This window comes from Actinoplanes auranticolor (assembly GCF_018332655.1).
In the GTDB taxonomy this organism is placed as follows: domain Bacteria; phylum Actinomycetota; class Actinomycetes; order Mycobacteriales; family Micromonosporaceae; genus Actinoplanes; species Actinoplanes auranticolor.
The window spans coordinates 18,560-40,727 of sequence record NZ_BOQL01000049.1 but is presented as its reverse complement, the minus strand read 5'-3'; the positions used below and the strand labels follow the sequence as shown (position 1 = coordinate 40,727).

Annotated in this window: 25 protein-coding genes and 1 pseudogene; 15 read left to right on the top strand and 11 right to left on the bottom strand. The window is 72.3% G+C overall.

Features of this window, described 5'->3' with window-relative positions:
• Positions 1-10: 10 nt before the first annotated feature.
• From Aau02nite_RS29450 to Aau02nite_RS29430, 5 genes are all read right to left on the bottom strand, one after another.
• Positions 11-391 carry a VOC family protein gene (locus tag Aau02nite_RS29450; RefSeq protein WP_212991852.1) on the bottom strand — a complete coding sequence of 127 codons (381 nt, stop codon included), beginning with the start codon at positions 389-391 and terminating at the stop codon, positions 11-13.
• A gap of 154 nt (positions 392-545) precedes the next feature.
• Positions 546-839: a barstar family protein gene (locus tag Aau02nite_RS29445; RefSeq protein ID WP_212991851.1), complete on the bottom strand. Its 294-nt coding sequence runs from the start codon at positions 837-839 to the stop codon at positions 546-548.
• Positions 836-1,639 carry a TIGR02569 family protein gene (locus tag Aau02nite_RS29440; protein ID WP_212991850.1) on the bottom strand — a complete coding sequence of 268 codons (804 nt, stop codon included), beginning with the start codon at positions 1,637-1,639 and terminating at the stop codon, positions 836-838. Before Aau02nite_RS29440 ends, Aau02nite_RS29445 begins: the two co-directional genes overlap by 4 nt.
• 5 nt (positions 1,640-1,644) lie before the next feature.
• Positions 1,645-1,812: a hypothetical protein gene (locus tag Aau02nite_RS29435; protein WP_212991849.1), complete on the bottom strand. Its 168-nt coding sequence runs from the start codon at positions 1,810-1,812 to the stop codon at positions 1,645-1,647.
• A 108-nt stretch (positions 1,813-1,920) separates the two neighbouring features.
• Positions 1,921-2,415, bottom strand: a complete 495-nt coding sequence (locus Aau02nite_RS29430; protein ID WP_307857963.1) for an NUDIX domain-containing protein — start codon at positions 2,413-2,415, stop codon at positions 1,921-1,923.
• 53 nt (positions 2,416-2,468) lie between these two features.
• On the opposite strand from Aau02nite_RS29430, the gene Aau02nite_RS29425 reads away from it, so the two are divergent.
• From Aau02nite_RS29425 to Aau02nite_RS29410, 4 genes are all read left to right on the top strand, one after another.
• Positions 2,469-3,095 carry a maleylpyruvate isomerase family mycothiol-dependent enzyme gene (locus Aau02nite_RS29425; RefSeq protein ID WP_212991848.1) on the top strand — a complete coding sequence of 209 codons (627 nt, stop codon included), beginning with the start codon at positions 2,469-2,471 and terminating at the stop codon, positions 3,093-3,095.
• 106 nt (positions 3,096-3,201) lie between these two features.
• Positions 3,202-3,753 carry a hypothetical protein gene (locus tag Aau02nite_RS29420; RefSeq protein WP_212991847.1) on the top strand — a complete coding sequence of 184 codons (552 nt, stop codon included), beginning with the start codon at positions 3,202-3,204 and terminating at the stop codon, positions 3,751-3,753.
• 318 nt (positions 3,754-4,071) lie between these two features.
• Complete coding sequence (locus Aau02nite_RS29415) at positions 4,072-5,064, top strand: serine hydrolase domain-containing protein (RefSeq protein WP_212991846.1); 993 nt, start codon at positions 4,072-4,074, stop codon at positions 5,062-5,064.
• A 167-nt stretch (positions 5,065-5,231) separates the two neighbouring features.
• On the top strand, positions 5,232-6,095 hold the full coding sequence (locus tag Aau02nite_RS29410) for a hypothetical protein (RefSeq protein WP_212991845.1): 864 nt from the start codon (positions 5,232-5,234) through the stop codon (positions 6,093-6,095).
• Between the two features lie 27 nt (positions 6,096-6,122).
• Here the strand turns inward: Aau02nite_RS29410 and Aau02nite_RS46760 are convergent, their stop codons facing one another.
• Together Aau02nite_RS46760 and Aau02nite_RS46755 are read right to left on the bottom strand one after the other, a co-directional pair.
• A complete protein-coding gene (locus tag Aau02nite_RS46760; RefSeq protein WP_281421056.1) occupies positions 6,123-6,419 on the bottom strand; it encodes an ArsR/SmtB family transcription factor in 297 nt (98 codons plus the stop codon).
• An 18-nt stretch (positions 6,420-6,437) separates the two neighbouring features.
• Positions 6,438-6,788 (bottom strand): annotated as a pseudogene (locus tag Aau02nite_RS46755) (ArsR/SmtB family transcription factor); the annotation flags it as partial.
• An 87-nt stretch (positions 6,789-6,875) separates the two neighbouring features.
• Between Aau02nite_RS46755 and Aau02nite_RS29400 the strand changes: the two are divergent.
• Together Aau02nite_RS29400 and Aau02nite_RS29395 are read left to right on the top strand one after the other, a co-directional pair.
• Positions 6,876-8,372 (top strand): NAD(P)-binding domain-containing protein, encoded by a 1,497-nt coding sequence (locus Aau02nite_RS29400; protein ID WP_212991843.1) that lies wholly within the window; start codon positions 6,876-6,878, stop codon positions 8,370-8,372.
• Entirely contained in the window at positions 8,369-9,577 is a 1,209-nt protein-coding gene (locus Aau02nite_RS29395) for an MFS transporter (RefSeq protein ID WP_212991842.1), read from the top strand. Before Aau02nite_RS29400 ends, Aau02nite_RS29395 begins: the two co-directional genes overlap by 4 nt.
• On the opposite strand, the gene Aau02nite_RS29390 is transcribed toward Aau02nite_RS29395, so the two are convergent.
• Positions 9,561-10,487, bottom strand: a complete 927-nt coding sequence (locus tag Aau02nite_RS29390) for an NAD(P)/FAD-dependent oxidoreductase (protein ID WP_212991841.1) — start codon at positions 10,485-10,487, stop codon at positions 9,561-9,563. The genes Aau02nite_RS29395 and Aau02nite_RS29390 overlap by 17 nt on opposite strands.
• A gap of 47 nt (positions 10,488-10,534) precedes the next feature.
• Between Aau02nite_RS29390 and Aau02nite_RS29385 the strand changes: the two genes are divergently transcribed.
• The gene (locus tag Aau02nite_RS29385; protein ID WP_212991840.1) at positions 10,535-11,116 is read left to right on the top strand and encodes a helix-turn-helix domain-containing protein; all 582 of its coding nucleotides are present in this window, start codon (positions 10,535-10,537) and stop codon (positions 11,114-11,116) included.
• Between the two features lie 3 nt (positions 11,117-11,119).
• On the opposite strand, the gene Aau02nite_RS29380 is transcribed toward Aau02nite_RS29385, so the two are convergent.
• Together Aau02nite_RS29380 and Aau02nite_RS29375 are read right to left on the bottom strand one after the other, a co-directional pair.
• The gene (locus Aau02nite_RS29380) at positions 11,120-12,235 is read right to left on the bottom strand and encodes an SGNH/GDSL hydrolase family protein (RefSeq protein WP_246595534.1); all 1,116 of its coding nucleotides are present in this window, start codon (positions 12,233-12,235) and stop codon (positions 11,120-11,122) included.
• A 291-nt stretch (positions 12,236-12,526) separates the two neighbouring features.
• Positions 12,527-13,222, bottom strand: a complete 696-nt coding sequence (locus Aau02nite_RS29375; protein WP_212991838.1) for a bifunctional DNA primase/polymerase — start codon at positions 13,220-13,222, stop codon at positions 12,527-12,529.
• A gap of 245 nt (positions 13,223-13,467) precedes the next feature.
• Between Aau02nite_RS29375 and Aau02nite_RS29370 the strand changes: the two genes are divergently transcribed.
• From Aau02nite_RS29370 to mctP, 8 genes are all read left to right on the top strand, one after another.
• Positions 13,468-14,697, top strand: coding sequence for a helix-turn-helix domain-containing protein (locus Aau02nite_RS29370; protein WP_212991837.1), 1,230 nt, complete (start codon positions 13,468-13,470; stop codon positions 14,695-14,697).
• A gap of 16 nt (positions 14,698-14,713) precedes the next feature.
• Positions 14,714-15,298, top strand: coding sequence for a flavoprotein (locus Aau02nite_RS29365; RefSeq protein ID WP_212991836.1), 585 nt, complete (start codon positions 14,714-14,716; stop codon positions 15,296-15,298).
• A gap of 61 nt (positions 15,299-15,359) precedes the next feature.
• Complete coding sequence (locus Aau02nite_RS29360) at positions 15,360-16,205, top strand: Nif3-like dinuclear metal center hexameric protein (protein ID WP_212991835.1); 846 nt, start codon at positions 15,360-15,362, stop codon at positions 16,203-16,205.
• An 11-nt stretch (positions 16,206-16,216) separates the two neighbouring features.
• Positions 16,217-16,951 carry a zinc ribbon domain-containing protein gene (locus Aau02nite_RS29355; RefSeq protein ID WP_212991834.1) on the top strand — a complete coding sequence of 245 codons (735 nt, stop codon included), beginning with the start codon at positions 16,217-16,219 and terminating at the stop codon, positions 16,949-16,951.
• 94 nt (positions 16,952-17,045) lie between these two features.
• Positions 17,046-18,185 (top strand): bifunctional RNase H/acid phosphatase, encoded by a 1,140-nt coding sequence (locus tag Aau02nite_RS29350; RefSeq protein ID WP_212991833.1) that lies wholly within the window; start codon positions 17,046-17,048, stop codon positions 18,183-18,185.
• Positions 18,186-18,282: 97 nt separating this feature from the next.
• The gene (locus Aau02nite_RS29345; RefSeq protein ID WP_212991832.1) at positions 18,283-19,581 is read left to right on the top strand and encodes a glycoside hydrolase family 18 protein; all 1,299 of its coding nucleotides are present in this window, start codon (positions 18,283-18,285) and stop codon (positions 19,579-19,581) included.
• Between the two features lie 179 nt (positions 19,582-19,760).
• Positions 19,761-20,021: a DUF3311 domain-containing protein gene (locus tag Aau02nite_RS29340; protein ID WP_212991831.1), complete on the top strand. Its 261-nt coding sequence runs from the start codon at positions 19,761-19,763 to the stop codon at positions 20,019-20,021.
• Positions 20,014-21,660: a monocarboxylate uptake permease MctP gene (mctP, locus tag Aau02nite_RS29335; RefSeq protein WP_212991830.1), complete on the top strand. Its 1,647-nt coding sequence runs from the start codon at positions 20,014-20,016 to the stop codon at positions 21,658-21,660. The genes Aau02nite_RS29340 and mctP overlap by 8 nt, the downstream gene beginning before the upstream one ends.
• Before the next feature lie 35 nt (positions 21,661-21,695).
• Here the strand turns inward: mctP and Aau02nite_RS29330 are convergent, their stop codons facing one another.
• A complete protein-coding gene (locus Aau02nite_RS29330; RefSeq protein WP_212991829.1) occupies positions 21,696-22,157 on the bottom strand; it encodes a MarR family winged helix-turn-helix transcriptional regulator in 462 nt (153 codons plus the stop codon).
• Positions 22,158-22,168 lie beyond the last annotated feature (11 nt).

The following is a 22,168-nucleotide window of genomic DNA, read 5'->3' as shown; positions in this document are numbered from 1 at the left end:
GCGAGCCTACTCAGGCGACGCAGAACTCGTTGCCCTCCGGATCCTGCATGACCACGTGATCCAGCACACCGTACGACTCCTCGCGGACGGCGGTCGCCCCGGCGGCGACGAGCTCGGCCACCTTCGCGCGGATCCGCTGCTCGCGTACCGCTGGATCCATCGCCTGCCCCGCGGCGACCCGGATATCGAGGTGCAGGCGGTTCTTGGCGGTCTTGCCCTCCGGCACCCGCAGGAAGCTGATCGCCGGCAGCCTGCCCTCGGGGTCGATCAGCGACGCGCCGTCGGCGAAGTCGTAGCCCGGCTCGTCGACGTAGCCGAGCGCCGCGGCCCAGAAACGGGCCAGCCGCTGCGGATCCGCCGCGTCCGACGTGAGGGTCCAGTGTGTGGTCATGCCCTCATCATCGCCGCGCTCCAGCCGGGTGTAGTAGTCCGGGCTCACGCGGCGAGCAGGGCCACTTCGTCGCGCCGCAGGCCGGGCACCCGCCGGTGGCCGCCGTAGCCCGGCAGGCCGGCCCGTCCGGGCGCGCCGCGAGGCGAGGAAGGCCCTACTCCAGGACCCGGAAGACGAAGCGCTCGTTCCAGCTGCGTCCCTCGTCCGCGGCCTCGATCCGCTCCAGGGTGCTGACGTAGTTGTCGTACAGGGCCACGCCCAGCGCCAGCTTGATGGCCTCCGGGTGGATCCACACCAGCTGCACCGGACGCGGATCCCCGGCGGCCAGGCGATCACGCAGATCGTCCAGGTCGTGACGGTAGAACGGGCCGTACCCGAACGCCCCGGCGAGACGTCGCTGCAGGTCGGCCTCGTTCAGGACGAACCGGCCGTCGATGACCACATTCATCGACCGGCCAGGAAACCGGCGATGGCCGTGACGACCGGGCGGTACGGCTCCTCGGGCTCCTGCGGCCACCCCGCCGCATCCCAGGTGCCGAGCCGGTAGACCGCGGCCCGGACCAGCAGCTGGCCCCACTCGGGCAGGTGCGCCCACCGCCCGATCACCCCGGTGCCGGCGCCGTGCCACACCATCGCGTCCACCGCGGCGACGGCGGACGCCCACGCCGGCGGCCGCCAGTACGCCGCCCAGTCGATCACCGCGGGCGGCCGGCCGTCGGCGAACAGTACGTTGCCGAGCAGGTCGCCGTGCACGATCTGCTCCGGCAGAGCGATCGGCTGCCGGTACGTCAGCAACCTCTCCAGCAGTGCGGAGGGTCTGCGCCGGTCCGGGGGCAGGTCGTCACCGAAAGCGAGCTTGTTGCCGTACTCCCAGGGGTTGTCGCGGGTGTCCAGCAGCGGCGGCCGGGGGACGGCGGCGACCGCCTCGTGGAACGCGGCCCCGGTCCGGATGACGTCGTCGACGCGGCGCTGGTCCGGCCGGCCCGCGACGAGCCTCGACGCCTCCCAGCCGTCGGCCAGCCAGTCGCCGCCGGCGGCCCGCACCGGCCGGGCGATGCGGAAGTGCGGCGACTCGGGCAGGGCGGTCAGCACCTCGCTGCGCCAGCGAACCTCGTCGTCGCCCTCGGACGGCTTGAGCACCACGTCGCCGACCCGCCAGGTGCCGCCCTTGCCGCCGGCCAGCCGTACCGGATCACCCTGCGCGCCGAACGCCGCCCGCACCCGCAGCGGCGGCTCCTGATCTGCCATGCCCCCTATTGAACCGGCTGGACCGAGCGGATCCCGCGGCTGGTGGTGGCGCCCACCGCCGCGCACGTCACCGTGGCCGCGAAGGCCGGAACCGACACCGGTGGGCTCCACAGCGTGATCAGCGCTCCGGCGAGCAACGGCGCGGCCGCCGCCACCGACGTGGCGACCACCACTGACCGACATCAGCAGCTGACCCAGAGCAGGTTGAAACTCCCTGTTGCGCCACAGCTGCTCCGGCGCCAGGGTCATCCTCCGACTGTCGCCGTGGCCGGGGCACCCGGTCAGGCATCGTCAGATCCCCGTCCTTCGATGTCCGCGGCCGGCTCTCGACCGTCCTCCAGGTAGACCGTGGCGCCGGTGCGCACCGCGTGCAGGGCGGCCGCGGCCCGGCGGGCCAGCAGCGGCAGCAGGCGTTGCGCGGCCTGGCCGGGGTCGCACCAGGCCCAGCTGCGCAGCTCGTTCTCGGCCAGCCGCACCGGATCGCCGCACCGGCCACCGTCGAAGACCACCATCAGCCCGTCGGTGCGCCCGTCGCGCGGCGGCACCCAGTCGACGACCAGCAGCCGCCCCGGCACGACGCTGAGCCCCAGCTCCTCGGTGATCTCCCGGGCGGCGGCCTGCCGCGGCGACTCGCCCGCCTCGACCACCCCGCCGGGCAGCTCCCAGTAGGGCTTGTAGGTCGGCTCGACCAGCAGAATCCGGTCGCTGCCATCGCGCAGGAGCAGCGCCGCGCCCATCCGCTTGGCCGGCAACGTGGCGGTCCAGTCGCTCGTCACGCCGGCCAGCGTACGGGTCACGCGACGACCGCCGGCGACGTTAGCCTGTGCCTGTGGATATCCATCCCGCGATCGCCGACGAGCGACGCCGCGTCGCCGATCTGGTGGATTCGCTGACCCCGGAACAACTGGAAACGCCCAGCCTGTGCGGCCGGTGGACGGTCAAGCAGGTGGCCGGTCACCTGCTCGCGGCGATCAGCAAGGCGCCGGTGCCGCTGCTGCCGCTGATCGCCCGCAGCGGCTTCAACATCCACAAGGCGAACGCCCGGCTGGCGGAGCTGATGGCCCAGCGGTCACCGGCCGAGCTGGCGCGCGGCCTGCGTGACAACGCGGAGAATCCGTTCCGCGCGCCGATCGTGGGCTATCCGGGACAGCTGACCGACCTGCAGGTGCACGGCCAGGACATGCGCCGGCCGCTGGGGCTGCCGCACGGGCTGCGGCTGGAGCGGCTGCGGGTGTCGCTGGACTTCCTGGTCGGCGGCCGGGCCGTCGGCTTCACCCCGCGGCGGCGGGTGGCGGGGCTGCGGTTCGAGGCAGCCGATCTGGACTGGTCGGCGGGGGCCGGGCCGTTGGTGACGGGACCGGCCGAGGCGCTGATGCTGGCGATGACGGGCCGGGGTGTGGCGTTGAGCGAGCTGGACGGGCCCGGCGTGCCGATCCTGCGCAACCGCCTGAGCTGAGCCGGCTTCTGTCCTATCCGGATAATTGTCCGCGACGCGCGGACGCGGCCGGGTCGCGCGCCACGCCGGAGGAGAAAATGTCAGCCGCCGGTCATAGCGTCGCGGCATGGATGACAACGAGTACGCACCCGAGAACGACCACCGTCCGCACCTCAACCTCGAGCGGCACCTGACGATCGGGCCGCACGTCTATCAGCTCACCGCGTCGGGCACGGGCGAGGAACGCATCGGCCTGTCCCTGGTCGGCTGGAACCCGTCGGGCGAGGTGGTGAGCGAGATCAGCGGAGGGATCTCACCCGCCGACCTCGCGCCGGTGGCGGACGCGCTGACCTCGACCCTCGCGGGCCTCGCGGCGCTGCGCCGGCAACGCCTGGGATCCCCGGTCCCGGCCGCTGGTCCGGCGACCGCGGGGGAGCGGCCGAAGCGGCACCGCAACCAGGGCATCCGCTGGTCACCCGAGCACGACGAACGGCTGATCGCGCGGCACCGGGAGGGCGCCGGCATGAGGGAGCTGATGGAGGAGTTCGGCCGCAGCCGGGGCGGCATCCGGGCCCGGCTGGAACACCTCGGCCTCATCACACCCGAGGGGGTGCCGGTCGCTCCGGCCGGCGGGAGCGGTGCCGGCGAGGGGGCGGAGGTGGCCACCGAGGCGGCGTGAGGCGGCGGGCGCGGGGCCGCCGACTCGGCCGCGTCCCAGCTGCGTGGTCGCGGGGCGCGGGCTGCGGAATCGGCCTGCGTCCCAGCTGCGTGGTCGGTGGGCGCGGGCCGCGTGACGGCCCGCGTCCCGGCCCGCGTCCCGGCCCCGCGGGTCGGTTGTGCTTCCGGGGACGACGGCGTGAGCCGGGAACACAGTGTGCCGGTCGATGCGGGCGCCGGTGGCGGTGATCAGCAGGGGCCGCGGGTTGTCGCCCGCTTCGGCTGACGGGTCGCGGCAAATTGAGGTGCGCCGTGCCGCGGGCGATTCGATAATCAGCCGGTGAGCGACCGCAACGGCCTGAATCGTGATGCCGCATTGACGACCCGGATCGCCACTCTCGCTGAGCAAGCCGGCTACGGCGCTCACGATCACTTCGTGGTCGGCGTGCAGCAGGCCGGGGCGCCGCCTGTCTTCCTGCCCCGTGGACGGACCCTGGCCGGTGAGCCGTTGACCGCCGGCACGATCCTCTACACCGCGTCGCTGGCCAAGCAGATCACCGCCGCCTGCGCGGCCCTCCTCGTGCGGCAGGGCCGGCTGGACACCGCGTCCACTCTGGCGCGGTGGATGCCCGAGCTTCCCGCTTGGGCGGGCACCGTGCGCCTTCGTCACCTGATCTCGCACACGAGCGGTCTGCCCGAGGGCGTCACGTTCGACGATCTGCATCGCGCGCAGCTCGACCGCACCACGGCCGGCCTCCTCGATGCACTGGCCGGGATCGACCGCCTCGACGGCGCGCCGGGCAGCGAGTTCCGCTACTGCAATGCCGGCTACGTCTGCCTGGCCGTCGTCGTCGAACGCGCGGCCGGCCGCCCGCTGGCCGACTTCGCCCGCGAGCAGGTGTTCGGCCCGCTCGGGATGGCCGACAGCCGGTACTGGTCCGGCCCGGCCGCGCATCCGCCCGGCGCCGCGCCCCTCAACGCGCACTTTCCGGCGCCGCTGTCCCTCGGCGACGGTGGAGTCTGGTCCACGGCCTCGGATCTCCTGCGTTGGAACCAGGCCCTGGAACACGACGAACTCGGCGTCTCCGCGCTCCTGCAGACGCCCGGCCACCTGGACGACGGCACACGGCTGGGCTACGCCTGGGCTGTCGACGTCCGCGAGTACGCGGGCCGGCGGCTCTACCGCCACGGTGGCCGGTGGGCCGGGCTGAGCGCGCAACTCGTCCGCCTCGCCGGCCGGGACTCCGGTTTTGTCATCCTCGCCCTGGACGACGACGAGGACCGTACGGCCACCTTGGCCACCGCCTTGATCGAGGAGCTCACCGGCTCCTGAGCGGCTGGAGATGCACCCGCGCTGCACCCGGGGCCGGGCTCAGGTAGGGCAGCGCCCACCCGATTCCTTCAGGCACCGGCGGACGGCTCCGCCGGTGAGCGGGCCCGGGCGTACCCCCCTCGGCGTTCGGGCCCGCTCAGCCAAACCGCAGGCGGAAAGGGTGCACCGTGGTCACACCGGGGCCCAAGGGTCTGCACGTCGGCATCGACACGGAGAAGGTCGTCGTGTCGTCCGATCCGCTCAAGATGCGTACCGGCCGGGCCCGGCGGGTCCGCTGGGGTTCCGTCACGGAGGTCGTGCCGGTGCCGCCCAGCGGGCGCAGCCGTCAGGACCGCGTCCGGTTCGCCTCCCAGCTCACGCTCGTCCTGGTGATGCTGTCGGCCGTGCTCAGCGCGCTCGGCGTCGCCTGGTGGGCGGCCGCGGGCGGTTCCGTCGCGCTGGTGGCGTTCCTGGCCTTCGAGCAGGCGCGTGCGGCCCGTACCGGGATCATCGCCCTGCCCAAGGGCGACAGCGCCCACGTGCTGGTCGCCGCGGAGGAGCGGGCCGCGTTCGAGCGGGCGTTCGCCGTGGCCAAGCGGGTACGGCGCACCTGGCCCGCGCTGCGGCACATGATCGACTCCGACGACGCGGACCGCAGCCTGTCGGCGGCCCTGGAGGAACTCGCCGCGATCATGGCCCGCCGTCAGCAGATCCGTTGCCTGCGTGCGGAGCTGGCCCAGGCCACCCGGCACGATCTCCCGGCGGACAGTCCGGCGGTGCAGGCCCTGGCCGAGCAGCGGCTCCGGGTCGAAGCGCTCTGGCGGTCCACCGCCGGTGCGGCCAACCGCATCCTGGCCGGCATCAACGCCGCCGCGCTGGCGGGGGAGAACCTCATCCGCGAACAGCGCATCGGCGACACGGCCCGGGAGGCCGAACTGGCGATCTCCCGGCTGACGGCGGCCGGCCCACCCCGGACCGAGGCCGGCCCGGAACTGGCCGAACGCACCGCCGCGGTGATCGCCGCCTACCGCGAGCTGGCCTCCGGCCGCTGAAAAGGTGGCCGCGGAAGCGAGCTGAGATCAGGAGCGGAAGTTGTCCGCGTTGGCGCGGGCCTGAGCGCCCAGATCCGCCAGATGCAACGCCGCCCCCTGCAACGCCTCCGGCACGAGCCGGTAGAACGTGTACCGCCCCCGCGGCTCCGCCTGCACCACCCCGGCCTCCCGCAGCTGCTTGAGATGCCCGGACACGTTCGGCTGCTTCGCGCCGGTCTCCGCGACCAGGTACGCCGGGCACGCCGGCCCGTCCGCGAGGATCTCCACCAGCTGGGCGCGCAGCGGATCGGCCAGCAGCCGTACGACATCAGAGTCAGCTGATATCAGGGAATCCTGATGTGACGGCGTCGCAGTGGACGTCAGCAGACCGCCCAGCAGGTTCAGTGCTTCCTTCTTGACCCAGTAGTAGACCCACGTCCCCCGGCGCTCGCAGTCCACCAGGCCGGTCTCCCGCAGCACCCGCAGGTGGTGCGAGATCGTCGCGCCTGTGACGTCGAAGGCGTCCGTCAGGTCGCAGACGCAGACCTCCGTGGTGGCCGCGATCAGCGACAGCAGGCGCAGCCGCACCGGGTCACTCAGAGCCTTGAACATCGGCGCCAGCTCGACGGCGGCCTGCGGCGGGAGCGCCTGAGCCGACAGGGGCGGGCAGCACGCGGCGGCCGGCGGGACTTCCACCACGGAGAGAACGGACATGCGGATAGCTTGACACTCGTCTAAGTCCGATGCAAGGTGGAGCAGGAATTAGACCAGCGTCAAGTCAGCGAGATGGAGCTGAGTGCCATGAGTGACAAGTGCTGCGGGACCACCGAAGCGGCCCAGGCCGCGAACGCCTGCTGCGACCCCGCCGCCAAGGCCGAGGCGATCACCGCCGGCGCCGACTGCTGCGGCGCCGGGGCGGAGCACGATGTCGCATCAGGCGCGACCGATGAGTGGGCCGCCCTGCCGGTCGTGGTCGTCGGTGCCGGCCCGGTCGGGCTGGCCGCCGCCGCCCAGCTGCAGGAGCGCGGCCTCGCCTTCCAGGTGCTCGAGGCCGGCGACGCCCCGGCCGCCGCCGTCCGCAGCTGGGGTCACGTCCGCCTGTTCTCCCCGTGGCGCTTCAACATCGACGCGGCGGCGGCCCGCCTGCTGACCGACGCCGGCTGGGTCCGTCCCGCCGACGACCACCTGCCCACCGGCGCGCAGCTGGCCGCCGACTATCTCCAGCCGCTCGCGGGCCTGCCGGCGATCAAGCCGCACGTCCGCTACGGCGCCCGCGTCGTGGCGATCACCCGCCTCGGCCTCGACCGCATCCGTACCGCCGGCCGCGTCACCACTCCCTTCCTGGTCCGCCTGGCCGACGGCGAGGACGTCCTGGCCCGCGCGGTCATCGACGCCTCCGGCACCTGGGGCAGGCCCAACGTTCTCGGCGCCTCGGGCATCCCGGCGCACGGTGAGGCCGAGGCGGCGGCGTTCGTGGAGTCGGCGCTGCCGGACGTGCTGGGACGCGACCGCGAGCGGTTCGCCGGCCGCCACACCCTGGTCGTCGGCGCCGGGCACTCCGCCGCCAACACGCTGCTCGCCCTGGCCGAGCTGGCCGAGCAGGTTCCCGGCACCCGTGTGACCTGGGCGATCCGGGCCACCGACCCGGTCCGCAGCTACGGCGGCCAGTCCGCCGACGCGCTCCCGGCCCGCGGTGCCCTGGGCAGCCGCCTGCGGGCCCACGTCGAGAGCGGTGCCATCACGCTGCTCGGCGGCTTCAGCGTCCAGCGCGTCGCGGCCGGGCCGGACGGCACGGTCGAGGTCTCCGACGGCACCCGCACGGTCACCGCCGACCGGATCGTCTCGGCCACCGGTTTCCGCCCCGACCACTCGATCGCCGCGGAGCTGCGGCTGGACCTGGACCCGGTGCTCGGCTCGACCCGGGCGCTGGCGCCGCTGATCGACCCTAACGAGCACTCCTGCGGCACCGTCCCGCCGCACGGCGTGGACGAGCTGGCGCACCCGGAGCCGGACTTCTACGCGATCGGCGTCAAGTCCTACGGCCGGGCGCCGACGTTCCTGCTCGCCACCGGGTACGAGCAGGCCCGTTCCGTGGCCGCCGCGCTCGCCGGTGACTGGGCCGCGGCCCGTGACGTGCAGCTCGACCTGCCGGAGACCGGCGTCTGCAACAGCAACCCGGTCGACGGCGACGCCGGGCGCGGGCTGGCCACGGGTATCGCCGGCGGGCTGCTGTCCGCGCCCCTCGCCCTCGTCTCCGTGTCGGCCGGGGAAAGCCAGGCCGGCAGCTGCTGCGGATGACCGTGCGACGCCCGGGCACGGTGACCGCCGATCCCGCGATCGGCGGTCACTCCGCCACCCGGGCCCGCGCCCGGCGTACGGTGGCCGCACTCGCGATCACCCAGACCGTCGGCTACGGCACGCTCTACTACTCCTTCGCGGTCTTCCTGACCCCGCTTGCCACCGAGCTGCACACCACGACAACCGCCGTCACCGGAACGTTCACCGCCTCCGTCCTGGCCGCGGCGATCCTGGCCGTACCCGTCGGGCGGTGGCTGGACCGGCACGGCGGGCGGGCGCTGATGACCGCCGGTTCGCTGCTCGGCGCCCTGCTGCTGGTCGCCTGGTCGCAGGTGGACACCCTGTGGCAGCTGTACGCGGTGCAGATCGGTCTCGGCGCCGCCGGTGCCGCCAGCCTCTACGAAGCGGCCTTCGCCGTGGTCATCGCCGGGCACACCGCGGCCGAACGCCCGAACGCCCTGCTGGTGCTCACCGTCGTGGCCGGGTTCGCCAGCACGGTCTTCCTGCCGCTGACCGGCCACCTCGTGGAACGGTACGGGTGGCGCACCGCCCTGCTCGTCCTGGCCGCCGTCCAGGCCCTGCTCACCGTGCCGCTGCACGCGATCATCCTGCGTCCCGCCGCGGCTGTCGCCCGTGCGGCCCGGGCGCCGTTCCGGCCGGACCGGGCCTTCTGGCTGCTGGCGCTGGGCTTCACCGCCAACACGGCCGCCGTCTCGCTGATCACCGTGCACCTGGTCGCGGCCCTGCTGAGCTGGGGCCACCCGTTGTCCTTCGCGGCGACGACCGCCGGGCTGTTCGGCGTGCTGTCGGTGACCGGCCGGCTGGCCACCACCGCGCTGCAACGCCGGTTCCGCACCGCCACAGTCGTCGCCGCCGTCTTCACCGTCCAGGCCGTCGCGGTGGCGACGCTGCCGTTCACCGGTCGCAGCACGGCCGGGGCCGTCGTCGGCGTGGTCGGTTTCGGGCTGGGCTTCGGCGTCGCCACGATCGCCAAGCCGGTGCTGCTCGCCGACCGTTACGGCACCGGCCGCTACGCCACCATCGCGGCGATGCTGGTGGTGCCGGTGACGATCGCCAAGGCCACCGCCCCGCTGGGCGCCGCGGCCCTGCTGACCCGCGCCGGCAGCTACACCGCCGTCTTCGTGGTGACCGCCGGGCTCTGCGCCGTCGCCGCGGCAGCGTTGCGGATCACCCGAGAGCCGTGACCGCCCGGGCGGTGTCCTCCATGATCAGGTCGGCGTTGAGCTGGGCCCCGACGTGCAGGCCGGCGGCGGCCGCGCTGACCACCTGGGCCATCTGATCGGTGACGTTGCCCGCCACCCAGACCCCGGGCACGGTCGTGCGCCCGCTCGGCTCGGCCACCACCGCGCTGCCGAAGTCGTTGTCGGTCGCGGTCAGCCCCAGCGACGGCAGCGGCTCGGCGTTGGCCAGGAAGCGCGGGGCGACGACCAGGGTGTCGCGGGCGACCACGGTGCCGTCGGTCAGCCGTACGCCGGTCAGCTTGCCGTTCTCGGCCAGCACCTCGGCGACCTTCTCGGTGATCACCGTGATGCCCCGGGCGGCGAACTGCCGGGCCTGCTCGGCGTCCGGCTCGGGCGCGGTGTGCAGGAACAGGGTGATGTCGTCGCTCCACTGCCGCCACATCAGCGCCTGGTGCATCGACATCGGCGACGAGCCGATGATCCCGATGGCCCGGCCGCGGGCCTCGTAGCCGTGGCAGTACGGGCAGTGGATCACGTCGTGTCCCCAGTGCTCGCGCAGGCCGGGGACGTCGGGCAGCTCGTCGGTGAGCCCGGTGGTGACGAGCAGGCGCCGCGCGGTGTAGGACCGGCCGTCGGCCAGCGTCACGGTGAGCAGGTCGCCGTCGCGGCCGGCCCCGGTCACCCGGCCGTCGACGATCTCCCCGCCGTAGTGGCGTACCTCGCTCTGCCCGGCCGTGCGGAAGTCCGCCGGCGCGATGTCGTCGCGGGTCAGGTAGTTGTGGATGCCGTCGGCGGGGGCGTTGCGGGGCTCGCCCGCGTCGATCACCAGCACCGACCGCAACGCGCGGCTCAGGGCCACCGCGCCGCTCAGTCCGGCGGGCCCGCCGCCGATCACGATCACGTCGTATGTCATGGCACCACGGTCGCCCCATCCGGGGAAAAGTGGCAAGCTTTGTTGCCATGATGGCAAACGACGACGTGCTGGCCGCGGTCGGACCCCGGCTGCGGGCGCTGCGCCAGGAGCACGGCACCACCCTGGCCGCGCTCTCCGAGACGACCGGGATCTCGGTGAGCACTCTGTCCCGGCTCGAGTCCGGGCAGCGCCGGGCCACGCTGGAGTTGCTGCTGCCGCTGGCCGGGGCCTACCGGGTGCCCCTCGACGAGCTGGTCGGCGCCCCGCCCACCGGCGATCCGCGGATCTACGCCCGGCCGCTGCGGCACAGCAGCGGCCAGACCATCCTGCCGCTCAGCCGGCAGGCCACCGGCCTGCAGGCGTTCAAGCACATCATCCCGGCCGGGCCGCGGGCCGAGCCGGACCCCAAGACCCACGAGGGGTACGAGTGGCTGTACGTCCTGCACGGCCGGTTGCGCCTGGTCCTCGGTGAGCACGACCTGGTGCTGCCGGAGGGTGAGGCGGCCGAGTTCGACACCCGGGTGCCGCACTGGTTCGGCAGCGCGGACGGCGAGCCGGTCGAGTTCCTGAGCATCTTCGGCCGCCAGGGCGAACGCATGCACGTACGCGCCCGCTCGACCCGCTCGTAGGGGTTACCAGCGCAGCGGCAGAGTGGCGAGGTACGCCTCGAGCCGGCCGGCGATGACCTCGTGGTCCTGCCGCGACGGGTGCCAGTGGCAGCCGCCGTAGTCGAGCCCCGCGCTGTCGTAGTACCAGTAGTGGACCCGGCCGTCGCCGCCGTTGTTGCTCCCCTGGACGACCTGCCGCGCGGAGTCGGCGAACGCCGTGGTGCCGGACACGGCCGTGGCGCTCACCACGATGACCGTCCGGGGCCCGTAGCGGGCCCGCAGCTTGCCGAGGAAGTCCAGGTAGGCGGCGCGGTACGCGGCGACGAGGCTCTCCGGCGTCCACTGCTCGCCGGGATTGATCGCGGTCGAGAAGTCGTTGATGCCCAGGCCGACCACGACCACCTGGGGCCGCCACCGGCCCGGCCGCCAGACGTCGCCGTCCACGCTGAGCAGGGCCCGGTCGTAGTAGCTGCGGTAGCTCGTCCCCGGTTCGCCGCCGTTGTAGTTGCGCACCATGCCGCGGCCGGAGAAGGCGTTGACCTGGTAGTCGGCGCGCAGGCGCCGGGCCGTGAGCGCGCCGAAGCTCAGGTCCGCGTTCGTGGTGCGGTGGACCTCGTCGCCGGTGCAGTCCCGCGAGCCGGACAGGTTGCCGTAGCCCGCGGTGTAGGAGTCACCGATGAACTCGATCTGCCGGTGCCGCGGCGCGGGCCCGGGCAGGACGGCGCCGCCGGCCGCCGCCACGAAGCCGCCGAACTCGCTGACCGCCCACGGGCTCTCCGACCTCTTGACCAGCCGGACGTGGTGCCGGCCGGGGGTCAGGTCGCGTACCCAGTGGGTGGTCCGGCCGGGCATGACCAGGGTGGCGACCGTCGCGCCGTCGATCTGCACGTCGTAGTCGGCGGCGGCGTCGTTGAGCACGATCCCGACGCCGGTGCCGCGGAACCGGCCCTCGAAGTAGACCCCGGGCCAGCTGTACTGCAGGGCGCCGGGGGTGGGGTGGACGCGTCCGGCGGTGTGCACAGGGGACAGCGCGGCGACGGGACCGACCGGTGCCGGTGCGGCGCCGGCGCTCGTGGACAGCACCAGGGCCGGCACCAGGGCGGCGGCCAGCAGGGTTCCGGTCAGACGGCTCGGTCGCACGGGCTCTCCTCGAGGGTCACTCCCGGCTTCATCATTCGTGACCGTCGATGCCATCACTGAACCGGTCAAGTGTCAACCGGGAGCGGCTGCGGGTCGGCGCGCCAAGGGTCGATCGGGCGAAGTTCTGCGCAGAGTGATCAGGTGTTCACCCAATCGGGTGACTCGACTACCTCAAGGTAGGCCAATACGTTGTCAACTGACATGAGGGCCCTCAGCCATGCCCGGACACCGTCCGCTACGTGGATCAACGATCCACGCGACGGGTGCTTCGCGGCGTCCGGGCGGCCCCGCTCACGCGGCCCGGCGGGCGGTGGACATCTGTCGGGGAACGCTCACCGTGGCGACGGGCCGGGGCCGGCGGCCCAGGGCTTCCAGCGCGTCCAGCAACATCGTCTGCACGGCCGCCGACTCGGGCAGCTGCCAGCCGGTCTGCTCCGGGGCGACGGCCCAGCGGACCGGGCCCTGCGGGGTGCGGCTCGGGGCGGCCGGGATCCACGAGTCGCGGCCGTGGCGCAGGACGTCCAGACAGGACCCCAGCTCCGGCCGCAGGTCGACGCCCGGGCGGACCAGGAACATCCAGCGTCCGGACGGCGTCACCGCGACCGGACCGCGGGCGTCTCCCGCGGCCGCGCCGAGGATGCCGGTGTGCAGACGCACCGCGCCGAGCACCCGCAGGCCGACGGCCGCGGGCACCTCCAGCACGTCGAACTTCCAGCCGGTGGCCAGCAGCACCGTGTACGGCCGGCGGTGCCACCAGCGTGCCACCCGTACGGGATCGGTGCTGGAATCCTCCTCCCAGCACTCGATGGCGGGATGGCAGCCCATGATCGGGCAGCCGGCCCGGCCGCAGGCGAAGCGGTGACCGGCCAGATAGGCGCCCGGGGTCACCGCCCAGCCGTGCGCGGCGTACCGCAGGGCGGCCCGTCGCAGTCGCAGCCGATCTACGTACTCCCATGGGCCGATCGGCCACCGGTTGCTCCGCTGCATGGTCGGAATACCTCCGATCCGGCACTCGTGGCCGCTATAGCAGGCGCTACTGCCGTTACCAAGCTCGACACGCCTCGTTTGTCGGGGCAGATCACCTATTGCAACTTGCATGAGAAACTATCGAGCATCGGCGGGCAGACGATCACACAACCTGTGCGACCCGCACAGAGGAGTGAGGTCCACACTGCAGCTGACACACCGCAAAGCTCACCGGCGGGGGTCGCCGGATGAGTGGGGGAGGCACCGTGGACGAGCTGCCGATCGGCCGCCGAGTCGCCTACTGGCGCGGCCGTCGCAAGATGTCCCAGCAGGTCTTCGCGGACCGGCTGGGCAAGTCGAAGAGCTGGGTCGACAAGGTGGAGAGAGGCGTCCGCCGGCTCGACAAGTTCTCTGTCGTCTATGAGATCGCCGACGTCCTGCAGATCGACGTCCAGCTGCTGCTGGGCAAGGACGTCGAGCGCAGGCCGGAGACGCAGAACTGCATCGACCAGGTCGAGGTCGAGGAGATCCGCGCGGCGCTGGAACGCTACGACCAGATGAGCGCGTTCTTCCACCCCGTGCCGGTGGCACCGCCCCTGGCGGAGATGCGCAAGGCGGTCAGCCACGCCTGGCTGACCTACCAGCACGCCAAGTACGGCGTCCTCGCCCGCAAGCTCCCGCAGCTGCTGCGCGACGCCCAGGCCGCCGACAGTGCCCACGCCACCGGCGAGGAGGCCCGCGACGCGGCGCACCTGCTCGGGCAGGTCTACCAGATCGCGTCGTCGGCGCTGCGCAAGGTCGGCGAGCACGAGCTCTCCTGGCTGGCCGCGGACCGGTCGATCGCGGTCTCCCAGCGCGCCGGTGACCAGCTGCTCGCCGGGATGGCGACGCACCGGGTCGGCATGGCGCTGCTCTCCCTCGGCCGGATCCGCTCGGCGCTCGAGGTCAACGTCAACATCGCCAACCGGCTGGCCCCGACGACCCCGGAGTCGGCCACCCCGGAGCGGCTGTCCGTCTACGGCCTGCTGCTGCTCACCGGCGCCATGGCCGCCGCGCGGATCGGCGACAGCGCCACGGTCCGCGACCTGGTGTGCGGCGCCGAGCAGGCGGCCGGCGCGCTCGGCGGCGACTTCAACCACTACTGGTCGTCCTTCGGGCCGACCAACGTGGAGCTGCACCGGGCCGCGGCCGCAGTCGAGCTCGGCGACGGGGGCAAGGCGATCGAGACGCACAACCGGATGAACAAGGAGAGCTTCGCCGCCATGCTGCCCGAGCGGCGGGCCCACCACTACCTGGACATCGCCCGGGGCTACACGCAGGTCGGCGACGTGGAGATGGCCAGCGAGATGCTGCTGGAGGGCGATCGGCTCGCCCCCGCGGAGATCCGCTGCCGCCCGCTCGCCCACGAGGTCATCTCCGACGTGCTGCGGCGCACGCGGGGCACACCGCCGGCGCCGATCGCGGAGCTGGCCGAGCAGATGGGAGTCGGCGTATGAGGTGGGTTCTCGGGTGATGAGCATCAACACCTCGCCCGGCGTGCTGTACGTCCTCGTGTGCGGCTCGCCCATCGCCCGCGACGTCGGCGTGCTCGTCGACCTGGCGCAGCGCGACGGCTGGGAAGTCTGCGTGATCACTACGCCGGACGGGCGCAAGTTCGTCGACGCCGCCGCGCTGCAGGCCCAGACCGGGCACGCGGTGCGCAGCTACTACAAGAACCCCGGCGACGACGACCTGCTGCCGCCGGCCGACGCGATGATCGTGGCCCCGGCGACGGTCAACACGATCAACAAGTGGTCCGCGGGCATCACCGACACTCTGGTGCTGGGACTGCTGGTCGAGGGGTACGGCTTCAACATCCCGACTGTGGTGGTGCCGTACACGAACAAGGTCATGGCTCTGCACCCGACGCTGCACGAGAGCATGGCCAGACTGCGCAACTGGGGCGTTCAGGTGCTTTACGGCGACGACGTCGTCCGGCTCGGCGGACCGGGACAGAACGACCGTTTCCGGAGCCAGTTCCCGTGGCGGCGAGCGCTGCAGGCCCTGCACACCCATTTCCCGGCCGACAACCGGGTCGAGCCCGGAGCCCGTTCCTGAAGCTCAGCCGATCCGCGGCGGAAAACCAAGGCAAGACCGTCGCAAAGTAGAGTGGGCGGCCGTGACCGACTCTGCTCTGCCCCCGCCGACCGTCCGTGACGTGGTGGGCGCCCTCGACGCCCGTTACCCGCGTGCCTGGGCCGAGCAGTGGGACCGGGTCGGCCTGGTTCTCGGCGAGTTCGACACCCCGGTCCGTACGGTTCTCTGCGTGGTCGACTGCGTCCCGGAGACCGTCGAGGAAGCGGTCGAGGCGGGGGCGAGCCTGATCGTGGCCCACCATCCGCTGCTGCTCAAGGGCGTCTCGTCGGTCGCGCCGGACACGTACAAGGGCCGGATCGTGCACCGGCTGATCAAGGCCGACATCGCGCTGTACGTCGCGCACACCAACGCCGACGTGGCGAACCCGGGCGTCTCCGACGCGCTCGCCGCCCGGCTGGATCTCGTCGGCCTGCGCCCGCTGGTCCCGGCCGAGCCGGGCAGCCCGGCCGCCGGCGAGGGACGCGGGGTGGGCCGGGTGGGCGAGCTCGCCGCCCCGATGCCGCTGGCCGAGCTGACCGCCTTCGTCGCCCGCCGGCTGCCGGCGACCGCGGCCGGGGTGCGGGCCGCCGGCGATCCGCAACGACTGATCCGTACGCTCGCCGTCTGCGGGGGAGCGGGCGACTCCTTCCTGAACGACGCCGGCCGGGCCGGAGCCGATGCGTATCTCTGCGCCGATCTGCGGCATCATCCCGCCAGTGAGCACCTCGCCACCGGCGGCCCGGCTCTGCTCGACGCCGCCCACTGGGCGACCGAGCGTCCCTGGCTCGACGAGCTGGCGGGCTGGTTGCGCGCCCAGTTCCCGGTCACGTCCCTCGTGTCCGACCTCGACACCGACCCCTGGACCGTGCACGCGGTCAGTGGAAAATAAGGAGACCTGACGTGAAGGCCGCCCCGCAAGACCAGCGCCGACTGCTCGACCTGCAGGCCGTCGACATCGCCCTGTCCCAGCTCGCCCACCGCCGCAAGTCCCTGCCGGAGCTGGCGGAGATCACCACGATCTCCCGCGAGCTGTCCGCGCTGGAGGACGAGCGGGTGCGCGCCCAGGTGGCCGTCGACGACCTCGACCGGGACATCGCCCGCTTCGAGAAGGACATCGAGCAGGTCCGCACCCGCAAGGACCGCGACCACGCCCGGCTCGACGCCGGCGGCGCGCTGCGCGAGATCGAGGGCCTGCAGCACGAGCTGGCCACGCTGAACCGCCGGCAGTCCGAGCTGGAGGACGCCGAGCTGGAGCTCATGGAGCAGCGCGAGAGCGCCGAGCAGACGCTCAACGACGTGAAGAAGAAGCTGGCCGAGGCGAGCGAGCGCCGGGCCGCGGCCGAGGCCCGCCGCGACGAGGCGTACGCCGAGATCACCAAGGAGCAGGAGTTCAAGACGCAGGCCCGCGGCCCGCTCGTCGCCGACCTGCCGGCCGACCTGATCACGCTGTACGACAAGATCCGTGCGGACTCGGGGCTGGGCGCCGCGCTGGTGCGCTCCGGGCGCTGCGGTGGCTGCCGCATCGAGCTGTACGGCGCCGACCTGGCCCGGGTGAAGTCCGCCCCGGCCGACGAGGTCGTCCGCTGCGAGGAATGCCGCCGGATCATGATCCGCACCGCGGAGAGCGGGCTGTGAGCGACCGAGTTGGCGCGGCGGCGTTCTGCCGTAGCGCAGCGGAGGCAGGACGTCGCCCTTCCGGCGCCGCACGAGGGAGTGAATCATCAGTACTGTGACAACCGAGCTCAGGGTCGTCGTGGAGGCGGACGGGGGATCGCGGGGCAACCCGGGACCGGCCGGTTACGGTGCCGTCGTGCTCGAGGAGGGCACCGGCGAGGTGCTGCTCGAGCGTTACGCCTCGCTCGGCGTCACCACCAACAACGTCGCCGAGTACCAGGGCCTGATCGCCGGCCTGCGCGCCGCCGCCGAGCTGGGCGCCGGCCGGGTCGACGTGCGGATGGACTCCAAGCTGGTCGTCGAGCAGATGTCCGGCCGCTGGCAGATCAAGAACCCGGGCCTGCGCCCGCTGGCCGCCGAGGCGGCGAAACTGGTCGACGGCTTCACCGCGGTGACCTTCGACTGGATCCCGCGCGAGCGCAACAAGCTGGCCGACGCGCTGGCCAACCGCGCGATGGACGAGGCGGTCGGCAAGCCGGTGGGCTCGGCCGCCCCGAGTTCCGGCGGCGGGACCGCGGCGTTCGCGGAGCCGACCGAGCCCAAGGCGCCGCGGAACTGGGCGCCGCCGTCGCTGGACACCGCCACCCGGCTCATTCTGGTGCGGCACGGCGAGACCGCGATGACGGCCCAGGGCCGCTATTCCGGCCGTGGCGACGTCCCGCTCTCCGAGCAGGGCGAGGCCCAGGCGATGGCCGCGGCCGGGCGGGTGGCGGGCATCTCGCGCGACGTCACGGCGGTCGTCTCCTCACCCCTGACCAGGTGTACGCGCACCGCCGAGCTGATCGCCGCCGAGCTGGGCAACGTCACGGTCACCGTCATGCCGGAACTCATCGAGTGCGACTTCGGCGACTGGGAGGGCCTGACGTTCGCCGAGGTCCGCGAGCGCTGGCCGGAGGAGCTGGACCGCTGGCTGGACTCGACCGCCGTCGCACCGCCGGGCGGGGAGTCCTTCAAGACCGTGGCGAAGCGCGTACGCGGGGCCCTGGCGACGCTGCAGTCGGCGTACCCGTCGGGGACCGTGGTCGTGGTCTCGCACGTCTCGCCGATCAAGCTGATCCTGCGCGACGCGCTCGCCGCGGGCGACGCGTTCCTGCACCGGCTCTTCCTGGACGCGGCCGGCGTCTCCACCATGGACATGTGGCCCGACGGCGGGATCGCGGTCCGCTCGGTGAACGAGACGGCGCACCTGCGCTGAGGTATTGACCCGCCGGGTGCGGACGTTTAGCTTCCTCGATTAGGAAAGTTTCTTCACCATTCCTCTTCGACAGCCTCCGTCCGCCCCTGGAGGGCTCATGCGCGGAATCTCCCGTCGTCTGCTGGCCGTCGGCGCCGCCGTACTGGTCGGCGTCACGGCCGCACCCACCACCGCCCAGGCACACCAGAAGAAGTCGTACGTCAAGGTCGGATACTTCACCCAGTGGGGTATCTACGGCCGCGACTTCCAGCTCGCCAAGGTCCAGCAGTCCGGCGCCGCCGCCGGCCTCACCCACCTCAACTACGCCTTCGGCCCGGTCACCGCGGCCGGTGTCTGCGAATCGGCCGACACCTGGGCCGACTGGGGCGTGCCGTTCAGTGACGCGCTCAGCGTCGACGGTGTCGCCGACGTGGCCGGCCAGCCGATCGCCGGCAACCTCAACCAGCTGGCCGAGCTCAAGAAGAAGAACCCGAAGCTGCGGGTGCTGATCTCGCTGGGCGGCTGGACCGGGTCGGCGACCTTCTCCGACGCCGCCCTGACCGACGCCTCCCGCAAGAAGCTGGTCAGCTCCTGCGTGGACCTGTGGATCAAGGGCAACCTGCCCGGCCTGCCCGCGGGCGTCGCCGCCGGCATCTTCGACGGCATCGACCTGGACTGGGAGTGGCCCGGCTCCGAGGGCAACGCCGGCAACGTGATCCGGCCCGAGGACAAGCGGAACTTCACCCTGCTGAGCGCCGAGTTCCGCAAGCAGCTGGACGCGCTGGCCCGCAAGAACCGCAAGCACTACGAGCTCACGGCGTTCGTGCCGGCCGCCCCGGCCAAGATCGACGCCGGCTTCGAGGTGAAGAAGGTCTTCAAGTACCTCGACTTCGCCACGGTTCAGGGCTACGACTTCCACGGTTCCTGGGAGGCCCGGGCCAACCAGCAGTCGGCCCTGCGGGTCCCGCCCGGCGCGCCCGACAACCCGGACTTCTCCGTCGAGGGCACCATCGACGCGTGGCGTGACCGTGGGGCACCGGGCCGCAAGCTCGTGCTCGGCATCCCGTACTACGGCCAGGGCTGGACCGGCATCACCGCCGCCGGCAACGGTCTCTTCGCCCCGGCCACCGGGGGTGCGCCCGGCAAGTTCGCGGTCGGCACCGAGGACTACAAGACCCTGAAGAAGCTGCCCGCACAGGGCTTCAAGGTGCACCGCGACTGGCGTTCCGGCCACTCGTGGCTCTTCGACGGCACCACCTTCTGGACGTACGACGACCCGGCGCAGATCCTGCAGAAGACGGCGTACATCCGCACCGAGGGGCTCGGCGGCGCGATGATGTGGTCGCTCGACGGCGACGACGAGAAAGCCTCGCTCACCCGTACCATCTCGGCGGGTCTCTGGACCCCCTGGCGGTAGCGAATGTCCGGTCCGGGGTGGTGTGCCGTTCGGCGCACCACCCCGGCCGTTCGGCGCAGGGTGATCACGTCCTGGCGCTCGGTCTCCGAAACCTCTCGGTAACCTGCGGCGATGGCCGTGACCACGGTCACTGTTCTCGTCCAGTCCGTGCCTCGTCTGCGCTCCGATGAGGAGGCATCATGTCCGCACCGCGCAGCGACCGCAGCCCCTGGAACTGGCTGCTGGTCATCCCGATCGTGCTCCCGCTGGTCACCCCGCTGTACAACTTCGACTCACCCCGGCTGTGGGGCTTCCCGGCCTTCTACTGGCTGCAGTTCTCGTTCATCTTCGTCGGCGTCATCACGACCTCGATCGTCTACCAGATGACCAAGCGCCCCCCGGTCACCCCGGCCGCGCCCGCCGAGCAGTCCACCAAGCCGGCGGAGACCACCGATGAGTGACCACATCACCGAGATCGTCGTCTTCACCTTCCTCTTCCTGCTGGTCAGCGTCATGGGCTTCGTCGCGGCCAAATGGCGCCGGCCCACCGACATGGCGCACCTGGACGAGTGGGGACTGGGCGGGCGCAGCTTCGGCGGCTGGATCACCTGGTTCCTGGTCGGCGGTGACCTGTACACCGCGTACACGTTCGTCGCGGTGCCCGCGCTGATCTTCGGCGCCGGTGCGGCGGGCTTCTTCGCGGTGCCCTACACAGTGGTCATCTACCCGCTGTTCTTCCTGATCCTGATCCGGCTCTGGTCGGTCTCGCACCGGCACGGCTTCGTGACCCCGGCCGACTTCGTCCGCACCCGCTTCGACTCGCCGTTGCTGGCGCTGCTGATCGCGATCACCGGCATCGTCGCGACCATGCCGTACATCGCGCTGCAGCTGGTCGGCATCGAGGCGGTGCTCAAGACGATGGGCGTGACCGGGGACAGCGCGCTCGCCCGGCACGCGCCGATCATCGTGGCGTTCGCGATCCTGGCCGCGTACACGTACCAGTCCGGGCTGCGGGCGCCGGCGCTGATCGCCTTCGTCAAGGACACGCTGATCTACATCGTGATCATCGTGGCGGTGCTGTACCTGCCGTACAAGCTGGGCGGCTGGGGCACGATCTTCGACGACGCGAGCGCGAAGTTCCAGGCGTCACCCGCGCCGGGCGACGGCCTCACGCTCAACGCCAACAACCAGATCCAGTACATCACCCTGGCCCTGGGCTCGGCGCTGGCCCTGTTCCTCTACCCGCACAGCATCACCGGCGTGCTGGCCAGCAAGAACCGCAACGTGATCAAGCGGAACATGTCGGCGCTGCCGGCGTACAGCTTCCTGCTCGGCCTGATCGCCCTGCTCGGCTACATGGCCATCTCGGCCGGGGTGAAGCCGCTGCCCGGCAACACCGCCGGCAGCGTCGACAACAACACGGTCGTGCCGCTGCTGTTCGACCAGCAGTTCCCGGCCTGGTTCGCCGGTGTCGCGTTCGCGGCCATCGGCATCGGCGCGCTGGTCCCGGCGGCCATCATGTCGATCGCGGCGGCCAACCTGTTCACCCGCAACATCTACAAGGAGTACATCCGCAAGGACGCCACCCACGCGCAGGAGGCGGGCGTCGCCAAGATCGCCTCGCTGGTCGTGAAGGTGGGCGCGGTCGCGTTCATCCTCTTCCTGGACCCGCAGTTCTCCATCGACCTGCAGCTCGTCGGCGGCGTGCTCATCCTGCAGACCGCCCCGGCGGTGGCGATCGGCCTCTACACCCGGTGGCTGCACCGCGGCGGGCTGATCGCGGGCTGGGCGGGCGGCATGGCGCTGGGCATGTGGATGCTCTACAGCATCCCGAACCCGGCCACCAAACGCGCCCACTTCGGCGGCTCGGCGTTCCCGCTGGAGAAGTTCGGCTTCGACACCCCGAAGACGATCTACGTCGGCTTCGTCGCGGTCGCGCTCAACCTGCTGATCGCGGTGCTCGTCACGCTGGTCCTGCGGGCCATGAAGACGCCCGAAGGGTTCGACGGCACCGAGCCGGACGACTACTTCGCCGACGAGGGCGACCCGCGGCTGGAGAAGGCCCGTACCACCCCGGAGACCCTCGCCTCCTCCACCTGAACCCGGCCCGCTCACGATCCGCGGCCCCGGATGTCCTATCCGGGGCCGCGGCCTTTGAGGTACGCGTCCATGTCGCCGGTCAGCCGCTCCAGCATGCCCGCGAGGTCCTGCCGTTCCCGAGGGCTCCAGTCCCGCAGCACCTCGTCGTAGACCTCGCGGCGGGCCTTGCTCACGGCGTCCACCTGCGCGAGGCCCTGCTCACTGGCGGCCACGACACTGCCGCGGCCGTCCAGCGGATCGGGGGTACGCACGACGAGGCCGCCGCGGTGCAGGGCGCCGATCTGCCGGGTCACCGTGGAGCCGTCGAGATTGAGCCGGGTGGCGACGGCGGAGACGTTCTGCGGACCGGCCTCCTGCAGGAAGCGCAGGATCACGTACGAGGCACGGTCGAGCGCACGATGCGGCCGCGGCGCGGAACGGCGGGTGGCCTCGCCCAGCCGCATGAGCATGGCCACCTGGGTCTCGATGACCCTGAGAGCCGAATCGTCGTCCGCCATCTGTCCTTCCC

What these genes read in the sequence shown, in the direction of transcription:
- mctP (WP_212991830.1), top strand. Translation starts at nt 20,014, where the DNA reads ATGAGTGACCACATCACCGAGATCGTCGTCTTCACCTTCCTCTTCCTG.
- Aau02nite_RS29390 (WP_212991841.1), bottom strand. Translation starts at nt 10,487, where the DNA reads ATGACATACGACGTGATCGTGATCGGCGGCGGGCCCGCCGGACTGAGC.
- Aau02nite_RS29450 (WP_212991852.1), bottom strand. Translation starts at nt 391, where the DNA reads ATGACCACACACTGGACCCTCACGTCGGACGCGGCGGATCCGCAGCGG.
- Aau02nite_RS29330 (WP_212991829.1), bottom strand. Translation starts at nt 22,157, where the DNA reads ATGGCGGACGACGATTCGGCTCTCAGGGTCATCGAGACCCAGGTGGCC.
- Aau02nite_RS29345 (WP_212991832.1), top strand. Translation starts at nt 18,283, where the DNA reads ATGCGCGGAATCTCCCGTCGTCTGCTGGCCGTCGGCGCCGCCGTACTG.
- Aau02nite_RS29340 (WP_212991831.1), top strand. Translation starts at nt 19,761, where the DNA reads ATGTCCGCACCGCGCAGCGACCGCAGCCCCTGGAACTGGCTGCTGGTC.
- Aau02nite_RS29445 (WP_212991851.1), bottom strand. Translation starts at nt 839, where the DNA reads ATGAATGTGGTCATCGACGGCCGGTTCGTCCTGAACGAGGCCGACCTG.
- Aau02nite_RS29385 (WP_212991840.1), top strand. Translation starts at nt 10,535, where the DNA reads ATGATGGCAAACGACGACGTGCTGGCCGCGGTCGGACCCCGGCTGCGG.
- Aau02nite_RS29440 (WP_212991850.1), bottom strand. Translation starts at nt 1,639, where the DNA reads ATGGCAGATCAGGAGCCGCCGCTGCGGGTGCGGGCGGCGTTCGGCGCG.
- Aau02nite_RS29395 (WP_212991842.1), top strand. Translation starts at nt 8,369, where the DNA reads ATGACCGTGCGACGCCCGGGCACGGTGACCGCCGATCCCGCGATCGGC.
- Aau02nite_RS29420 (WP_212991847.1), top strand. Translation starts at nt 3,202, where the DNA reads ATGGATGACAACGAGTACGCACCCGAGAACGACCACCGTCCGCACCTC.
- Aau02nite_RS29375 (WP_212991838.1), bottom strand. Translation starts at nt 13,222, where the DNA reads ATGCAGCGGAGCAACCGGTGGCCGATCGGCCCATGGGAGTACGTAGAT.
- Aau02nite_RS29365 (WP_212991836.1), top strand. Translation starts at nt 14,714, where the DNA reads ATGAGCATCAACACCTCGCCCGGCGTGCTGTACGTCCTCGTGTGCGGC.
- Aau02nite_RS29400 (WP_212991843.1), top strand. Translation starts at nt 6,876, where the DNA reads ATGAGTGACAAGTGCTGCGGGACCACCGAAGCGGCCCAGGCCGCGAAC.